At 75.6% G+C, this 14,985-nt stretch carries 14 protein-coding genes; 6 read left to right on the top strand and 8 right to left on the bottom strand.

What is annotated here, in order from left to right; all coding sequences use genetic code 11:
- The first annotated feature begins 126 nt into the window (after window positions 1–126).
- Complete coding sequence (locus IF73_RS0116225; protein WP_420706559.1) at window positions 127–1,374, top strand: Ig-like domain-containing protein; 1,248 nt, start codon at window positions 127–129, stop codon at window positions 1,372–1,374.
- Between the two features lie 256 nt (window positions 1,375–1,630).
- Here the strand turns inward: IF73_RS0116225 and IF73_RS0116220 are convergent, their stop codons facing one another.
- From IF73_RS0116220 to IF73_RS0116200, 4 genes are all read right to left on the bottom strand, one after another.
- Window positions 1,631–1,951 carry a cupin gene (locus IF73_RS0116220; RefSeq protein ID WP_031008281.1) on the bottom strand — a complete coding sequence of 107 codons (321 nt, stop codon included), beginning with the start codon at window positions 1,949–1,951 and terminating at the stop codon, window positions 1,631–1,633.
- Window positions 1,952–2,004: 53 nt separating this feature from the next.
- The gene (locus IF73_RS0116215) at window positions 2,005–3,390 is read right to left on the bottom strand and encodes a M20 metallopeptidase family protein (RefSeq protein WP_078868087.1); all 1,386 of its coding nucleotides are present in this window, start codon (window positions 3,388–3,390) and stop codon (window positions 2,005–2,007) included.
- A gap of 44 nt (window positions 3,391–3,434) precedes the next feature.
- On the bottom strand, window positions 3,435–3,962 hold the full coding sequence (locus tag IF73_RS0116205; RefSeq protein ID WP_051716847.1) for a hemerythrin domain-containing protein: 528 nt from the start codon (window positions 3,960–3,962) through the stop codon (window positions 3,435–3,437).
- A 127-nt stretch (window positions 3,963–4,089) separates the two neighbouring features.
- Window positions 4,090–4,674, bottom strand: a complete 585-nt coding sequence (locus tag IF73_RS0116200) for a TMEM165/GDT1 family protein (RefSeq protein WP_031008275.1) — start codon at window positions 4,672–4,674, stop codon at window positions 4,090–4,092.
- A 314-nt stretch (window positions 4,675–4,988) separates the two neighbouring features.
- Between IF73_RS0116200 and IF73_RS0116195 the strand changes: the two genes are divergently transcribed.
- From IF73_RS0116195 to IF73_RS0116180, 4 genes are all read left to right on the top strand, one after another.
- Window positions 4,989–5,693, top strand: a complete 705-nt coding sequence (locus IF73_RS0116195) for a TetR/AcrR family transcriptional regulator (protein WP_078868086.1) — start codon at window positions 4,989–4,991, stop codon at window positions 5,691–5,693.
- Window positions 5,690–7,129 carry an MFS transporter gene (locus IF73_RS0116190; protein WP_031008270.1) on the top strand — a complete coding sequence of 480 codons (1,440 nt, stop codon included), beginning with the start codon at window positions 5,690–5,692 and terminating at the stop codon, window positions 7,127–7,129. The genes IF73_RS0116195 and IF73_RS0116190 overlap by 4 nt, the downstream gene beginning before the upstream one ends.
- Before the next feature lies 1 nt (window position 7,130).
- Complete coding sequence (locus IF73_RS0116185; protein ID WP_051716844.1) at window positions 7,131–8,267, top strand: PP2C family protein-serine/threonine phosphatase; 1,137 nt, start codon at window positions 7,131–7,133, stop codon at window positions 8,265–8,267.
- Window positions 8,268–8,449: 182 nt separating this feature from the next.
- Window positions 8,450–10,330: a CocE/NonD family hydrolase gene (locus IF73_RS0116180; protein ID WP_078868089.1), complete on the top strand. Its 1,881-nt coding sequence runs from the start codon at window positions 8,450–8,452 to the stop codon at window positions 10,328–10,330.
- A gap of 66 nt (window positions 10,331–10,396) precedes the next feature.
- Here the strand turns inward: IF73_RS0116180 and IF73_RS0116175 are convergent, their stop codons facing one another.
- The 4 genes from IF73_RS0116175 to IF73_RS0116160 all read right to left on the bottom strand — a co-directional run bounded on the left by IF73_RS0116175 (window position 10,397) and on the right by IF73_RS0116160 (window position 13,597).
- On the bottom strand, window positions 10,397–10,984 hold the full coding sequence (locus IF73_RS0116175; RefSeq protein ID WP_031008264.1) for a nucleosidase: 588 nt from the start codon (window positions 10,982–10,984) through the stop codon (window positions 10,397–10,399).
- Between the two features lie 84 nt (window positions 10,985–11,068).
- Window positions 11,069–11,281, bottom strand: coding sequence for a DNA-binding protein (locus IF73_RS0116170; protein ID WP_031008262.1), 213 nt, complete (start codon window positions 11,279–11,281; stop codon window positions 11,069–11,071).
- A 52-nt stretch (window positions 11,282–11,333) separates the two neighbouring features.
- Window positions 11,334–12,731, bottom strand: coding sequence for a VWA domain-containing protein (locus IF73_RS0116165; RefSeq protein ID WP_031008260.1), 1,398 nt, complete (start codon window positions 12,729–12,731; stop codon window positions 11,334–11,336).
- A complete protein-coding gene (locus tag IF73_RS0116160) occupies window positions 12,728–13,597 on the bottom strand; it encodes an AAA family ATPase (RefSeq protein ID WP_031008258.1) in 870 nt (289 codons plus the stop codon). The genes IF73_RS0116165 and IF73_RS0116160 overlap by 4 nt, the downstream gene beginning before the upstream one ends.
- A 188-nt stretch (window positions 13,598–13,785) precedes the next feature.
- On the opposite strand from IF73_RS0116160, the gene IF73_RS0116155 reads away from it, so the two are divergent.
- Complete coding sequence (locus tag IF73_RS0116155; protein ID WP_051716839.1) at window positions 13,786–14,904, top strand: PP2C family protein-serine/threonine phosphatase; 1,119 nt, start codon at window positions 13,786–13,788, stop codon at window positions 14,902–14,904.
- The last annotated feature ends 81 nt before the right edge of the window (window positions 14,905–14,985 follow it).

The raw sequence follows: 14,985 nt of genomic DNA, 5'->3' as shown, positions 1-14,985 counted from the left end.
CGACCGGCCAGCGACGAAAGGGGAGGGGCCGACGTGCCGTCACGCCGATACGTACAGGGGTGGGGAGCGCTCTCCCTCGCCGTCGGGGCCGTGCTCGTCACCACCGCCGCTGGCCAGGCGCCGCCGGTGGGCGGCGGAGGCGCCTCCACCGCCCCGGAGCCCGCCGTCGTCACGGTCGGCGCCTGCGCCGACGCGGGCGGCCTCTGCCGGGTGCCCCGCACCACCCTGGCCCTGGACGCCCGCGCGGCCGTCACCCTGCCGGCCGACGCCGACGGCCCCGTCGACCTCGCCCTGCGCACCCCCGGGCGGCTCGCCGACGTGACCGTCACGGACCGCCGCGGCCGCCGGGTCGCCGGGCACACCGACACCGGCGGCACCCGCTGGACCAGCGAGGTCGCGCTGCCCGCCGGAGGCGCGTACACCGCCCGGCTCGTCCTGGAGGAGACCGGCCCGGCCGGTCTCCGGCGCCGGGTCGTCCGGCTCGCCGTCCGCACCGAGCGGGCGCCCGCCGGGGAGCGGCTGACCGTCGCGTTCGGCCCCGACGACGGCGAGGGCGGCGGAGCCCGTACGTACGGGGTCGGCCAGCCGGTCACCGCGGAGCTGAGCCACCCCGTCCCGGCCGACGCCCCGGGGGCCCGCCGGATCGTCGAACGCGCCCTGGAGGTGCGCAGCGAGCCGCGCGCCGTGGGTGCCTGGCACTGGGTGGACGCCGACACCCTGCACTACCGGCCGCGCGCCTACTGGCCGGCCGGCGCCACCGTCCGGGTCCGCTCCGCCCTCGCCGGAACCCGCGTCACCGACCGGCTGTACGGCGGCCCGTCACGGCCCCTCACCTTCTCCACCGGCGCCCGGGTGGAGGCCGTCACCGACGTCGCCGCCCACGAGATGCGGGTCTACCGGGACGGCCGGCTGCTCCGCGTCATCCCCGTCACCACGGGCAAGCGCGGCTTCCGCACCCGGGTCGGCACCAAGGTCGTCCTCGGCAAGGAGCGGATGGTCCGGATGCGTGGCGACTCGATCGGGATCGCCCGCGGCAGCCGCGAGTTCTACGACCTGAAGGTCCGCTGGGCCACCCGGGTGACGTGGAGCGGCGAGTACCTGCACGCCGCCCCCTGGTCGCTGGACGCGCAGGGCAGCACCGACGTGAGCCACGGCTGCACCGGGATGTCCACCGAGGCGGCCCGCTGGTTCTTCCGCACGGTCCGCGAGGGCGACCTGGTCCGGGTCGTCAACGGGTACGGGGAGCCGATGGCGCCGTTCGGCAACGGCTACGGCGACTGGAACCTCGACTGGCCCGAGTGGCTGGGCGGCAGCGCCCTCGGCCCCGGCGCCGGCCGGGCCGCCGCCGGCAGTCCGCTGCGGCCCGCCCTCTGACGGGGGCTCGGCCGCCCGCTCGGTCTCGTCCTCCGCCAGCGTGACCGTGCCGGTGCGCCGCCGGGACCGGAGCGCGGCCGCCCGCCGCACGAGACCGCCCACATTCCATCGCGACAAAAGGCGCATTCAGGTACGTCAACAGAGCGTGCGCGGGCGCGCGGGCGCGCACGACGGAGCGTCAGGCGCGGTGCGCCGCCGCGTCGGTACGCCCTCCTCGGCCGCGATCACGCCCGGCTGCGATCACGCCCGGCGACGGTCAGTCGTTGACGGCGGTGAGGAGCACCACGGAGTCGTCCACGGCGGTCAGGCCGTGGCGCTCCTTGGGAAGCATCCGCAGCACTCCCGTGGAGAGTTCGTCCGCCCAGCCGGGCGTGGTCAGCTGTACCCGGCCGCTGAGCACCTGGAGGCTGGCCGCCGGGGGAGCGTTGTGCTCGTCCAGGGCGGTCCCGGCCTTCAGCGCGATCACGGTCTGTCGCAGCACGCCGTCGTGGAGGACCAGATGGGCGCTGCGCCCGTGCGGGGCGGTGCGGGCTGCGGCCAGGTGCTCGTCGGCGAGGGCGGTGAGGTCCAGGTTCATACCCCTAGCCTCCCGGCTGCGCGCGCGGGCGCAACTCGGGCCGCCGCTCCGGTTCACCCGGCGGGCAGCAGCGCCCCCGTGAGGTGGTCGTAGGCCACGTGCGCGTGGAGCCGGACGCCGGTGACGAGGGTGTCGTCGTCGGCGTAGAAGTGCGGATTGTGGTTGGTGACGAGACCGCGCCCGCCCTCCTCCGGCACCGGCAGCCCGTCGGCGTCCAGCGCGGCGTCCTGCACGCCGAGCATCACGTACAGACCGCCGAAGCGCGCGATGAACTCGGAGACGTCGTCGTAGCCGAGGGTCGCCCCGGTCTCGGTGACCCGCTCCTCGCCCACGACCCGCCGGAGGGTCGGCAGCGCGGCCGTCACCCACGGCCCGGTGTTGTGCACCGGCGGCACCGGCTGGAGGAACTCCACCTCGGCCGTGGCCCCGTACGCCGCCGCCGAGTGCTCGGCGAGGCGCCGGAGCCGTTCCCGCACCTCGGCCATGTCGGACTCCACCGCGCAGCGGACGGTGCCCCAGAGCGTCACCGTCTGGCCGATGATGTTGAACCGGCCGACGTCCTCGACGTGCCCGATGGTGACGGTGACCGGGTCGAAGGCCGACACCTGGCGGTACAGCTGCCCGATCCCGGTGAGCACCGCCCCGGCGGCCGGCATCGGGTCGACGCCCTGCCACGGGGTGGAGCCGTGCACCTGCTTGCCGCTGATCGTGATCCGGACGAGCACGGAGGCCCCGTACTGGTTGCCCACCCGGTAGCCCACGTACCCCTTCGGGTACGGCGTCACGTGCATGCCGAACGCCATCGTCGGCACCGGGTCGGCGAAGGCGCCCGCCTCGACCATGGCGAGCGCGCCGCCGGTCTCGGTCACCGGCGGCCCCTCCTCGGCCGGCTGGAAGACGAGGACGACGGTGCCCGGCAGCCGGTCGCGGACCCCGGCGAGGACCGTCGCGGCCCCCATCAGCATCGCCGTGTGGCAGTCGTGGCCGCAGGCGTGGGAGACGGGGAACGGGCCGCCCGGATAGTCCGCGTCCACCACCCGCGAGGCGAAGTCGACCTCGCACAGGTCCTTCACCGGCAGCGCGTCGATGTCGGCGCGCAGGGCCGCCACCCGGTCGCGTCCCCCGGCGGCCGTTCCCCGGAGCACGCCGACCACGCCGTGCCCGGCGATCCCGGTGCGGACCTCGTCGAGCCCCAGGCTCCGCAGATGGCCGGCGACCAGCCGGGCGGTGTTCTCCTCCCGGTTGGACAGCTCGGGGTGCTGGTGGAGGTGGCGCCGCCAGGCGATCACCTGCGCGGCGGTCTTCTCGGCCAGCCGGTCGAGCTCGGCGTGGACGGGGTCGGCGTGGACGCGGTCGGGGTGGACGGGATAGGGGTGGACCGGATCCGGGTGGACGGGATTCGGATGGACGGGATCGGGGTGGACCGGATCGTGCGTCATGGGCTTCCCTCCAGGTCGGTGACCGCGGCTGCGTCCCGTACGGGTCAGCCGCCGGTGAGGTCGCGGAGCGCGAAGTCGTCGGAGAGCGGGACGCCGAGCCCGTTCAGGGCTGCGACCAGCTTCTTCTCCTCGTACGTGAAGTGCGATTCGACCAGCGCGATCAGCCCGTCCAGTTCGCCGCTCACCCACCGGGTCTCCTCGGGGCCGAGCGTGCCGTCCCGTCCGGTGGGCAGTTCGTCGAGCAGGGTCTGGAGGCGGATCAGGACCTCCTCCACCTGCACGTGGTCGTGCGCCAGCTCGTCCAGGACCGGGCGCAGCTCGGGATGGGCCGCGGCGAGCGCGGGGAAGACCCCGTCGTCCTCGGCGGTGTGGTGGCGGGTGAGCGCGGAGCAGAAGGCGAGGCAGTGCGCCCGCAGGTCGCGGGGCCGCTCGCCGGTGCCGGCCAGGTAGGCGTCGAGGCCGCCGCGGAGCCGGGCGAGCTCCTCGCGGAGCCAGAGGTGGACGTCGACGAGCTGGCTGCCGAACGCCGTGTGGCGGTCGGCCGGGTCGGAGGGGGCGGGGACGGTGGCCATGGCCGCATGATCGCACCGGTGTACGCCGGGGGCCATGGCTCCGGGGCCGTCCCCGTGGTGCGGACGGCTCCGGGGCCGTCCCCGTCGTGCGCGGGTACGGCCCCGGAAGGGGGAGCGGCCGGGTGGGTCAGCCGGTGAAGACCTCGACGAGGGACCAGATCGCGAGGCCCGCCATGCAGACGCCGCCGACGCGCTGGACGGTCTTGAGCGGGACGCGCTTGGCGATGAAGCGGCCGGCGACCAGGGCCAGCGCGGAGACCGAGGTGAGCGCGAGGAAGGAGCCGATCGCGGTCGACGCGGTGCCGTTGGTGGCGGCGAGGTTGGCGGTGGTGATCTGGGTCAGGTCGCCCCACTCGCTGATGAAGACGGCCATGAACGCGGTGGAGAAGACCGGCCAGAAGCCGGTGACCGTCTTGCCGGCCGTGTCCTCCTCGTCGTCGTCGCCGCCGGCGCGCAGCAGGACGAAGGCGCCGAAGCCGAACATCAGCGCGGAGACCAGCTTGACGATCCAGCCGGGGAGCAGCCCGAGGAGGCTGCCGGCGCCGACGGCGATGGCGACGTGCACCGCGAAGGCCGCGGAGGTGCCGAACCACACGTACAGGGGACGCATGCGCGTGCCCATGGCGAGCGACGCGAACATCGTCTTGTCGGGAAGCTCGGCGAGGAAGATGAGCCCGAAGGCGGTGACGATCGCCAAGGGGTCGAGGTGCATACCGGCGCTCTCTGCTCGGTCCGGGCCGGTGGCTCCGCACGGCACCTCGGTGGGCGACGGGAGGACCACTCGGCCCGGCATGACGGACCACGCCCACGGAGGTGTGGACGCGGTGATGCCTGGCCGAAGGTCTCGCCCGTCCACGTCAGACGCGGACCCGGTCACCGGGAACCCGGGGGTTCCAGTGTGTCGACGACCGGTTCGCAGGGCTACTCCCCTTCGCTGTCCACCAGTGTAACCGATGGGTCACCGGGGGAGTAGACGCTGTCTACTCCCCCGTAGACAGTGTCTACTAGGGGTGGTAGACAGTGTCCATGTCTCACCCTGCACCTCAGGATCAGCCTGACGCTCCGGTCGACGGTGACGGCGCCGACGCCGTCGCTGACGCGGGCCCGGACGCGAAGCCGGACACGCGCGCGGGCTCCGGCTCGGGCGACCGCGGCGGGCTGCGCGAACGGCTCGTGAGGACCGGTGTCGCCCTCGTCGACGCCGAGGGCGTCCAGGCCCTCACCCTCCGCGAGATCGCCCGCCGCGCCGGCGTCTCCCACGGCGCGCCCCGCCGCTGGTTCCCGACCCACCTCGACCTGCTCTCGGCCATCGCCCGCGAGGGCTTCGCCGAACTGACCGCCCGTGTCGCCGAGGCGGACCGCCCGGACGCCGGGCCGCGGGCGCGGGCCGAGATCCTCGCCCGCGTCTACCTCGCGTACGCGTCGGAGCGCCGCGGCATGTACGAGCTGATGTTCCGCCACGACCTGCTGGAGAGCGGCCGTCTGGGGCTGCGGGAGACCAGTCTGCCGCTCTTCGCCCGGCTCACCGCCGTCGTCGCCGAACTCCGCCCCGCCACCGTCGCCGGTGTCGATCCCGTCACCGCCGCGGGCGCGCTCTGGGCGAACCTCCACGGCCTCGCCCAGCTCGGCCACTGGGGCAGCCTCGCCCTGGCCACCGGCTCCGACGACCCCGCACCCCTCGTCCGCGCCACCCTCGACGCCCACCTCGGCCCGGCCGGTCCCACGCGATGAACACCACGCCGACCGCCGGCGGCCGCGCCCGCGCCCTCGTGTGCAGCGTCACCGGGGCCGCCGTCGTCGCCCTCGACGGCACCGTCCTCACGCTCGCCCAACCCGCCCTCCAGCGCGATCTGCACGCCGGTCTCGCCCAGGTCCAGTGGACCAGCACCGGCTACCTCGTCGCCGTCGCGAGCCTTCTCGTCCTCGCCGGGCGGCTCGGCGACCGCCACGGCCACCATCGGGTCTTCGCCGTCGGCTCCCTCGGCTTCGCCGCCGCCTCGGCCGCGATCGCGCTCGCCCCCGGCATCGGCGCCGTCGTCCTCCTCCGGATCCTCCAGGGCGCCTGCGGGGCGCTGCTCCAGCCCGCCACCCTCGGCATGCTGCGCACCGCCTACCCGCCGGACCGGCTCACCACCCCGATCGCCGTGCGCACCGGCGCCATCGGGCTCGCCGCCGCGGCCGGCCCGCTGCTCGGCGGCGCTCTGGTCTCCACGTACGGCTGGCGCTCCGTCTTCCTGCTCGGCGTGCCCCCGACGTTCGCCGTCGGCCTCCTCGCCCTCACCGTCCGCGCACCCCACCGCCCGGACCCCGCACGCGCGCGTGCCGGCGGCGATCCCCTCGGCGCCCTGCTCCTCGCCGGCGCGCTCGGCCTCCTCGTCCACGGGCTCGTCACCCTCCCGCACCCCGGCGCGGGTGGGCGGGCCGCCGTCGCCCTCACCGGGTCGGCGGCCCTCGCCCTCGCCCTCGTACGCCACGAGCGGCGCGCCCCGCACCCGCTGCTGCCGCCCGCACTGGTCACGGGCCGCCCGGTGGCCGCCGGTCTCGCGGCGCTGCTCGCCGCCTCCGCCGCCCTCTCCGGCACCCTCTTCGTGACCACGTACTTCCTCCAGGAGGTCCAGCGCCTCGACCCGCTGGCGGCCGGCCTCCGCTTCCTTCCGCTCGCCGTCCTGATGGTGTTCGGCGCCGCGTTCTGCCCGCTGCTCCAGCGGCGTCTCGGCCCCCGGGGCGCCGCCCTCACCGGCGGGCTGCTGCTCACCGCGGGCGTCCTGGTGCTCGCCCGGCTCGACGCGGACGCCGGAGCCGGGGCGACCGGCGCGGGCGCGGCGCTCCTCGGCGCCGGCTTCGTCACCCTGATGGTCACCGCGACGGCCGCGATCGTCCGCCACGCCCCCGAGGCGCACGCCGGGGTCGCCGGCGGGCTCCAGCAGACCGCGATGAACACCGGGCCGGCCCTCGGCGTGGCCCTCGCCGCCCTGCTCCTCGCCCTCGTCCCGGGCGGCGGCTTCGTCCCCGCGCACGGCGCCGCGCTCCCGGCCCTCGCGCTCGTCGCGGCCCTGACGCTGCCGGCCGCCGCCGCCCTCCCGAGGGCGGGGTCCTGGGGGCCGGGGCGCGGGACACGCCAGCCCGCCGCACGCCGGTCCCGGCGCCCGTTCTGCGTACGATCATGAAATGCACGCAGCCGGCCCCCGGCCCCGGCCCCGACCCGCCACCGCGAAACGGACCCAGTTCCACCTCGGTCGCGCCCTGCCCGTCCTGGTCATGATCGTGGTCGTCGTCGCCGACCTGGTCACGCCCGACTCCGAGCGCGTCGACCGGCTCCTGTTCACCGTCCCCGCGCTCGCCGCCGCCACCTGGAGCGTGTACGGCACCATCGGCATCGGTGTCGTCGCGATGGCGCTGCGGGCCCTGCTCGTCGTGGGCCGCGGCGAACCCGCCGCCGAGGAGCTCCTCGCCAGCGAGGGCCTCATCCTCGCCATCACCGGCGTCTCCGCCTGGGTCAGCGCGGTCCGCACCCGCTACGAGCGGGACCTCGCCGAGGTCACCGCCGTCGCCGACGTCGTCCAGCGGGTCGTGCTCCGCCCGCTGCCACCCCGCCTCGGCCCCGTCGACCTCCACCTGCTGTACGTCGCCGCCGCGGCCAAGGCCCGGATCGGCGGCGACTTCTACGAGGCCGTGCAGATCCCCGGAGCCGTGCGGATCATGCTCGGCGACGTCCAGGGCAAGGGCCTCGGCGCCGTCGAGACCGCCTCCGTCCTCCTCGGCGCCTTCCGCTCCACCGCGTACGACGCCCCCGACCTCGCGGCCCTCGCCGACCGGCTCGACGAGGGCCTGGCCCGCTACGCCGCCTGGGACCCCGACTCGGACGCCGCCGAACGCTTCGCCACCGTCGTCCTCGTCGAGCTCCCCGACGGCGGCGACACCGGCCGCCTGCTCAACTGCGGCCACCCCGCCCCGCTCCTCCAGCACGACTCCCGCATCTCCATGATCGAGGTCGCCGAACCCTCGCTGCCGCTCAACCTCACCGGCCTCGCCGACTCCCGCCACCACGTGGAGGAGTTCCCCTTCGGCCCCGGGGACCGGCTGCTGCTCTACACCGACGGCGTCAGCGAGACCCGCGACCGCGACGGCGTCTTCTACCCCCTGGAGGAGCGCGCCCGCCGGTGGTCCGAAGCCCCCTCCGAGCAGGTCCCCGAACTGCTCCACCAGGACCTCGCCGGCTACGGCGCCGGCGGACTGGACGACGACGTCGCCGCCCTGCTGATCGCCCGCACCGAGGTGGCCGCGCCACCGGCGAACCGCCGCTGACCGCGTCCGGAACGGCTCCGTCCGCTCCCAAACGTCGAGTTCGAGGCGGCCCGGGTCGTTCCCACCCCGTTGCGTGATCCGTGCGCCCTTCGTGCGCTCTGGCCGCTCCCTTCCCGATACGTGAGGCTTGCGTGCGTCCGCATGACGGACGGTCACACCCCAGTCGAGAGGAACGGGTGCACGTGCCCCAGCCCCACGCCACCACCGACGGCTCGTCCGAGGAGTTCCCGGGATTCCCCGGGCTCAGGACCACCTTCACCGAGGCCGACACGGAGCGCGTCGCGGCCGACGGCCTCTGGGCCTCCGGCGGCACCGTCCACCCCGAGGCCGTCCGGTTCGGCCAGACCGTCGTCACCGCCCTCCTCACCGACGGGCCGCCGCCGGACGGACAGCTCCCCGGAGCGCTCGCCGACCGGATCGACCGGGTGCGCGGCCTCGCGCTGCCGGGCTACCACCGCGTCGAGACCACCGACGGCCATCGCCTCTCCGCCTTCAGCCTCCAGCAGCTCGCCCCCGGCCCGCACCCCCTCGTCGTCGTCCCGTCCGGCTGGACCCCCTTCGGCTGGGGCCTGTTCCCCGGCGCGTACCTCGCCCTCGCCCTGCGCGGCTACCACGTCCTCGCCTACACCCCGCGCGGCCTCGGCATCCCCGGCCTTCCCACCACCTCCGAGGGATACGTCGACGTGGCCGGCCCGCACGACGTGGCCGACGGCTCCACCCTCGTCGACTTCGGCGTCGAACGCTTCGCCCCCTCCGCCATCGGCTTCCTGGGCGAGTCCTACGGCTCCGGCATCAGCCAGCTCGTCGCCGCGCACGACGAACGCGTCGCCGCCGTCGTCGCCCTCAGCACCTGGGGCGACCTCGCCACCAGCCTCTACGAGAACAGGACCCGCCACCTCGCCGCGGTGAAGGCGCTCATCGGCTTCACCGGCGGACCCGTGGAGGAGAAGTTCGACGACGAGAACCGGCGGATCCTCGACGACTTCCTGAACGACCGGAACCTCCACGACGTCGTCCGCTGGGGCGAGCGGCGCTCACCGCGGACGTACACCGACCTCACCGACGACCACGGCACCCCCACCTTCTACTCGAACACCTGGCACGAGAGCCTCTTCGCGGTCAACGAGGCCGTCGACACCTTCGACCGGCTCCGCGTCCCCAAGCGGCTCAACCTGTGGATCGGCGACCACGCCGCCCCCGAGGGCGCCGGCCTGCTCGGCACGTCGCCCGGCGCGCCCGACCCGGTGCTCGACGAGGCGTACGCCTGGCTCGACCACCACCTGAAGGGCGAGCGCAACGGCGTGGAGGAGTGGGACGAGGTCTGCGGCCAGGTGATGTTCACCTACGTCACCGAGCCCGCCCTCGACCCGGTCACCGGGCGGCCCACCGGCGCCCGGCGGATCGTCGAACCGGCCGTCCGCGAGTCCCGCCCCACCTGGCAGGACGTCACCGTGGGCCACGAGGTCCTGGGCCTCACCGGCGACGGCGCGGGCGGCGCCGACGGCCGGCTCGTCCCGGCGGACGCGGACGCGGAGACCACCGGCTGGCGCCGCACCTTCCTCGCCGGCGTCGACACCGAGGCCACCGCGATGGGCGAACCGCTCCGCACCGGGCAGGCCGAGTGGAAGGGCAACCCCAAGATCTACGACATCCGCAAGATCGACCGGCGGCACGCCCTCGCCTGGACCACCGAACCCCTCGTCCCGGCCGACGGCGGCCCCGTCGGCCGCCGCGTCCGGGGCGTCCCCCGGCTCCGCCTCACCGTCCGCTCCACCGTCACCTCGGCCGGGCTCATCGCCCACCTCTTCGACGTGGCGGAGGACGACACGGCGCGCATCATCACCCACGAGCCGCTGAACGCCTACGACCTGACGGCCGACCAGGACACCACCGTCACCTGGAACCTCCAGGCGGCCGCGTACGACATCCCCGCCGGGCACCGCCTGATGCTCGTCGTCGACAGCAAGGACCCGCTGTACGGGGACGCCTCCGTCACCTGGACGCAGACCGAGCTGGGCTCGCCGCCCGGGACCCCGTCCTTCCTGGAACTCCCCCTCGGCTGAGCCCGCCCGAGGTCAGGCGGGGTACGCGGTCGGCGTCGGTCACGCCGGTCAGGCGCGGTACGCCGGTCAGCCGTGGTACGCCGGGATGTTGGCCGCCGCCCAGGCGGCCAGCTCGCGGGAGCAGGCGGCGACGGAGTCGCGCCAGGTGCGGTCGGCGCCGTCGCCGGCCTCGTCGCTCACGTGCTTCACGATCCGCAGCGGCACCCCGGCCCGCTCCGCGGCGGCGGCGAGGGCGTAGCCCTCCATGTCGACCAGCGGCGCCCGCGCGGCGAGCCGGGCGCGGGCGGCCTCGTCGGAGATGAACGCGTCCCCGGTGGCGAGGACCACGTCACCGCCGTCGGGGAGCGCGATCGGCGCCCCGTACGTCTCGCCGGTCAGCGTCGCGAGCAGTTCGCCGTCCAGGTCGTGCTGGAGCACCGTGCCGACGACGTGGGTGCCCGTCCACTCGGGGCGCAGGGCGCCGGCGGTGCCGAGGTTGACGACGCCCGAGGGACGCGGGCCGCGGCCCAGGACCGTGGCGAGCGCGGTCGCCGCGTTCACCTTGCCCATTCCGGTGAGGAGCACGGGCAGCGAGGTGTCGAAGAACTGCGCCTCCTCCTTGACGGCGAGGACGAGCAGCGGACGGTCGGGGGTGATGTCTCCCAGGAGTTCCATGGACCCCACGCTAGTTCGCCCGCCCCGGGACCGTACAGCCAGGACCGCGGGGGCGGGGAGCGGCGGCGCGGGGACGGGCCGTGGTCAGCCGAGGGCGCTGCCGCGCTCGGCCAGCGCCTCGCCGAGCACCCGCAGGGCCTTGGGGCCCACGCCGTGCAGCGCGGCGAGCTCGGCCGCGGGAACGCCCGCGAGCTGGTCGAGCCGGGTGTAGCCGGCGGCGACCAGGGCGCGGGTCGCGGGCGCGCCGATGCCGCGCGGGAGGTCGGTCTCGGGGCGGTCGGATCCGGTCGTGGCCATGCGCCGATCGTGCCACGGGCGGGAACGGCCCGCCCGTGGCGTGGGTGCGCGGTCAGACCGGGAGCAGACGTCCGACGAGTTCGCCCAGCTGACGGGCGTTGCGGCAGGGCCGCATGTCGACCAGCTCCGCGTACAGCGGGGCCACCGAGTCGCCCGTGCCCCACAGCGCCGGCTGCTCCGGGTTGAGCCAGTGCACCCGGCGGGCGCGCTCCGCGATCAGCCGCAGGGATTCCGTACGGGGGTCGGCCTGGTTGGTGCGGGCGTCGCCGAGGACGAAGACGACCGTGCGGGGGCCGAGCGCGTCCGCGTACCGCTCGACGAACTCGTCCAGCGCCGTCCCGTAGTCGCTCTGGCCGTGCCAGCCGGTCAGCCGGGCCTCCGCGCGGATCCGCTCGCCGAGCCCCGCCGGGTCCGCCGCACCCCGCGCCAGGAGGCCGGTGACCTCGTCGACCCGGTTGACGAAGGCGAAGACCCGGACCCGGCTGAACTGGTCGTGCAGCGCCTGCACCAGCTCCATCGTGAACTGCGCGAACCCGGCCACCGACCCGGAGACGTCGCACAGCAGCACCAGCTCCGGGCGGCCGGGACGGCGCCGGCGCAGCACCGGCCGCAGCGGCACGCCGCCGGTGGACAGCGATCCCCGGAGCGTCCTGCGCAGATCGATCTCGCCGCGCGCGGCCCGGCGCCTGCGGGCCGCGAGCCGGGTGGCCAGCTTCCGCGCCAGCGGCCGCACCGTGCGGCGCAGCTCGTCCAGCTGCTCGCGGCCGGCCAGCAGGAAGTCCACCCGGTCCGCCGTCCCGGCCACGGCCCGCCGGGCCACTCGGTCACGCCCCTGCCGCTCGGCGACCCGGCGCCGCGCCTCGGTCCGCACCCGCTCCCGGAAGCCCTCGATCGCCCGCCGGATCTCGTCGTCGAGCAGCCGGTCGGTGAACGCGGGATCCTCGCCGTCCACCGCGCGCGCGGCACGCACCCGGGCGAGCAGGGTCTCGGGGCGCAGCCGGGAGAGCGTCTGGTACGAGGACCAGCCGTCGGTCCCGGGGCCGGAGCCGTAACCGCCGAATCCGGCGACCGCCTCGGCCGCCAGCCGGTCCAGGAGGGCGGTGTCGCCGGCGGCGAGCGCCTCCGCGACCCGCGTCCGCAGCCCGGCCAGGGCGGCGGCGTCGCCGGGCTCCTCCTCGCGCCGCCCGGGGCCGGTGACCAGCGCGGGGAAGTACAGGTCGAAGACCCGGTCGAAGACGGGTCGCTGCCGTTCGCCGTGCAGCAGGGTCGCGGCGAGCGCCTCCCGCATCCGCTCCCGGTCGGCGAACCCGACCGCTTCGAGCGCGAGCCCGGCGTCGACGGTCTCGCCGGTGCCGATCCCGAAGCCGTGGTCGCGCAGCGCCGCCACCAGCCCGGTCAGCCGCGCGACGGGCCCCTCGGCGGTCGCCGAGGCGGTGCCGTCGCCGCTCACACCGCGTCCAGGTCGAGCTTGGCCCCGGCCCGCACGATGTCGTCCTGGTGCTTGAGCAGCACGCCCAGGGTCTCCCGGACCACCCGCTCGTCCAGCCGCTCGGCGCCGAGCGCGAGCAGCGTCCGCGCCCAGTCGATGGTCTCCGAGACCGACGGCACCTTCCGCAGGTCCATGGCGCGCAGCGCGCCCACGGTCCGGACGACCGAGGCGGCGAGGGCCGCGTCGAGGCCGGGGACCTTGAGCGTGACGATCCGGCGCTCCAGCTCCTCCTCCGGGAAGCCGATGTGCAGGAAGAGACAGCGCCGCCGCAGCGCCTCGGACAGCTCGCGGCTGGCGTTGGAGGTGAGGACCGTGAAGGGGCGCCGAGTCGCGGTGATGGTCCCCAGCTCGGGCACGGTGACCTGGAAGTCGCCGAGGACCTCCAGGAGCAGGCCCTCCACCTCGACGTCGGCCTTGTCGGTCTCGTCGACGAGCAGCACGGTCGGCTCCTCGGACCGGATCGCGGTCAGCAGCGGCCGGGGGAGCAGGAACTCCTCGCTGAAGATGTCGGTGCGGGTCTCGTCCCAGGACTCGCCGCGCCCGGCCGTGATCCGCAGCAGCTGCTTGGCGTGGTTCCACTCGTACAGCGCCCGGGACTCGTCCACACCCTCGTAGCACTGGAGCCGGACGAGCCGGGCGCCGGTCGCCTCCGTCACGGCCTTGGCCAGCTGCGTCTTGCCGACCCCCGCGGGGCCCTCGACCAGGAGCGGCTTGCCCAGCCGGTCGGCGAGGAAGACCGTGGTGGCGATGGCGGGGGAGGCCAGGTATCCGGTCGCGGCGAGCCGCTCGGCGACCTCGTCGACGGAGCCGAAGAACCCGTTCGTCATGGCAGTCCCCCCAGGGAGCGAAGTGTCGTACCGGCCGGTAGCCTCTGGTCGTACTTGATCAGATCCCGCATCACCGCACAACCGTTCCCCCGCGGCCGCGTACCGCGCGCGGGACGGCGCCCGCTGGTGCAATGGGGGTGAGCGGGCGCCCACCGCCCGCCCGGTGGCCGCACGGCGGTGGAGGTGTCGTGGCGGAGAGCGCGGAGCGAGCGGAACGGGGTGCGGCCGAGCGGCGCCTGCCGGCCGCTCTGGAGACGGCGATCGGCCGGATCGGCACCACGCTCGACGAGGCCATGACCTGCCGCGAACTCACCGCCTTCCTCGCCCGCCACCCGGGCGGCACCGCCACCATCGAGCTGACGCCCGCCAAGGGCGAGCGCTCCGGCCCGGACGCCACCCCGCCGGCCCCCGCCGCCCCGCCGGCCCTCCCCACGCTCACCGTCCCGCTCGCCGTGGACCGCGAGCGGCCCCTGGGCGCCGTCACCCTCACCCGCGCCGCGCCCCCGTACACCGACGACGACCTCGTGCTGCTGCGGCAGGCCGCACGGCTCGCGGCCCGCCACATCCGGCACGCCCGGCGGCTCGCCGCCACCGAGGACGTCGCCCTCCACCTCCAGCGGGCCCTCGTCGCGGAACCCGGTCGGCCCCACCCCAACCTGGAGATCGCCGGCCGCTATCTGCCGGCCGGGCCGCGTACCCTGGTCGGCGGCGACTGGTTCGAGACGGTACGGCTCCACTTCGGCCGCAGCCTGCTCGTCGTCGGCGACGTCATGGGCCACGGGCTCGAAGCGGCCGTCGACATGAACGCCTACCGCTCGGCGCTCCGCGAGGTCGCCGCCACCGATCTCCCGCCGCACCGGGTGCTGCGCCACCTGGACGCGGTCGTCGCCGAGGACGGCGCCCGCCGCCCCGCGACCTGTCTGCTGGTCCGGGTGGACCCCGGGCGCGGCACCGCCACCTTCGCCAGCGCCGGCCACCTCCCGCCCGCGGTCTTCGGCCCGGACGGCTCGGCCGAGCTGGTGGAGCTGCCCGTCGGCCCGCCGCTCGGCACCGGCGTCGGCGGCTACGAGCCGGCCACCCGCGCCCTCGGGCAGGGCGACACTCTGCTGCTCTTCACCGACGGCCTGGTCGAGCGCCGGGGCGAGGACATCGACGCCTCGCTGGCCCGGCTGGCCGGACTGCGGCTGCCGCCGGAACCCGGACCCGAACAGGTCGTCGACGAGGTTCTCGGCCGACTCGACGCCCATCACGCCGAGGACGACGTCGCCGTCCTCGCGGCCCGTGTCAGGGTCCGTCCGGCGGGCTGAGCCGCCGCCCGTGACACAGCGCTTCGTCCCTCCCACCCAGGGTGGTGACATGTCGTCATCTCGCCCTCTGTGGACGTCGGT

It is taken from the genome of Streptomyces sp. NRRL F-5727 (assembly GCF_000719555.1).
In the GTDB taxonomy this organism is placed as follows: Bacteria; Actinomycetota; Actinomycetes; order Streptomycetales; family Streptomycetaceae; genus Streptomyces.
Note: the sequence above shows the minus strand (reverse complement) of the source record. Positions and strands in the feature narration are given on the sequence as shown.

Coding starts and splice junctions, on each gene's coding strand:
- IF73_RS0116220 (WP_031008281.1), bottom strand. CDS start 1,951: ATGAACCTGGACCTCACCGCCCTCGCCGACGAGCACCTGGCCGCAGCC.
- IF73_RS0116205 (WP_051716847.1), bottom strand. CDS start 3,962: ATGGCCACCGTCCCCGCCCCCTCCGACCCGGCCGACCGCCACACGGCG.
- IF73_RS0116160 (WP_031008258.1), bottom strand. CDS start 13,597: ATGACGAACGGGTTCTTCGGCTCCGTCGACGAGGTCGCCGAGCGGCTC.
- IF73_RS0116200 (WP_031008275.1), bottom strand. CDS start 4,674: ATGCACCTCGACCCCTTGGCGATCGTCACCGCCTTCGGGCTCATCTTC.
- IF73_RS0116185 (WP_051716844.1), top strand. CDS start 7,131: ATGCACGCAGCCGGCCCCCGGCCCCGGCCCCGACCCGCCACCGCGAAA.
- IF73_RS0116190 (WP_031008270.1), top strand. CDS start 5,690: ATGAACACCACGCCGACCGCCGGCGGCCGCGCCCGCGCCCTCGTGTGC.
- IF73_RS0116170 (WP_031008262.1), bottom strand. CDS start 11,281: ATGGCCACGACCGGATCCGACCGCCCCGAGACCGACCTCCCGCGCGGC.
- IF73_RS0116175 (WP_031008264.1), bottom strand. CDS start 10,984: ATGGAACTCCTGGGAGACATCACCCCCGACCGTCCGCTGCTCGTCCTC.
- IF73_RS0116215 (WP_078868087.1), bottom strand. CDS start 3,390: ATGACGCACGATCCGGTCCACCCCGATCCCGTCCATCCGAATCCCGTC.
- IF73_RS0116195 (WP_078868086.1), top strand. CDS start 4,989: ATGTCTCACCCTGCACCTCAGGATCAGCCTGACGCTCCGGTCGACGGT.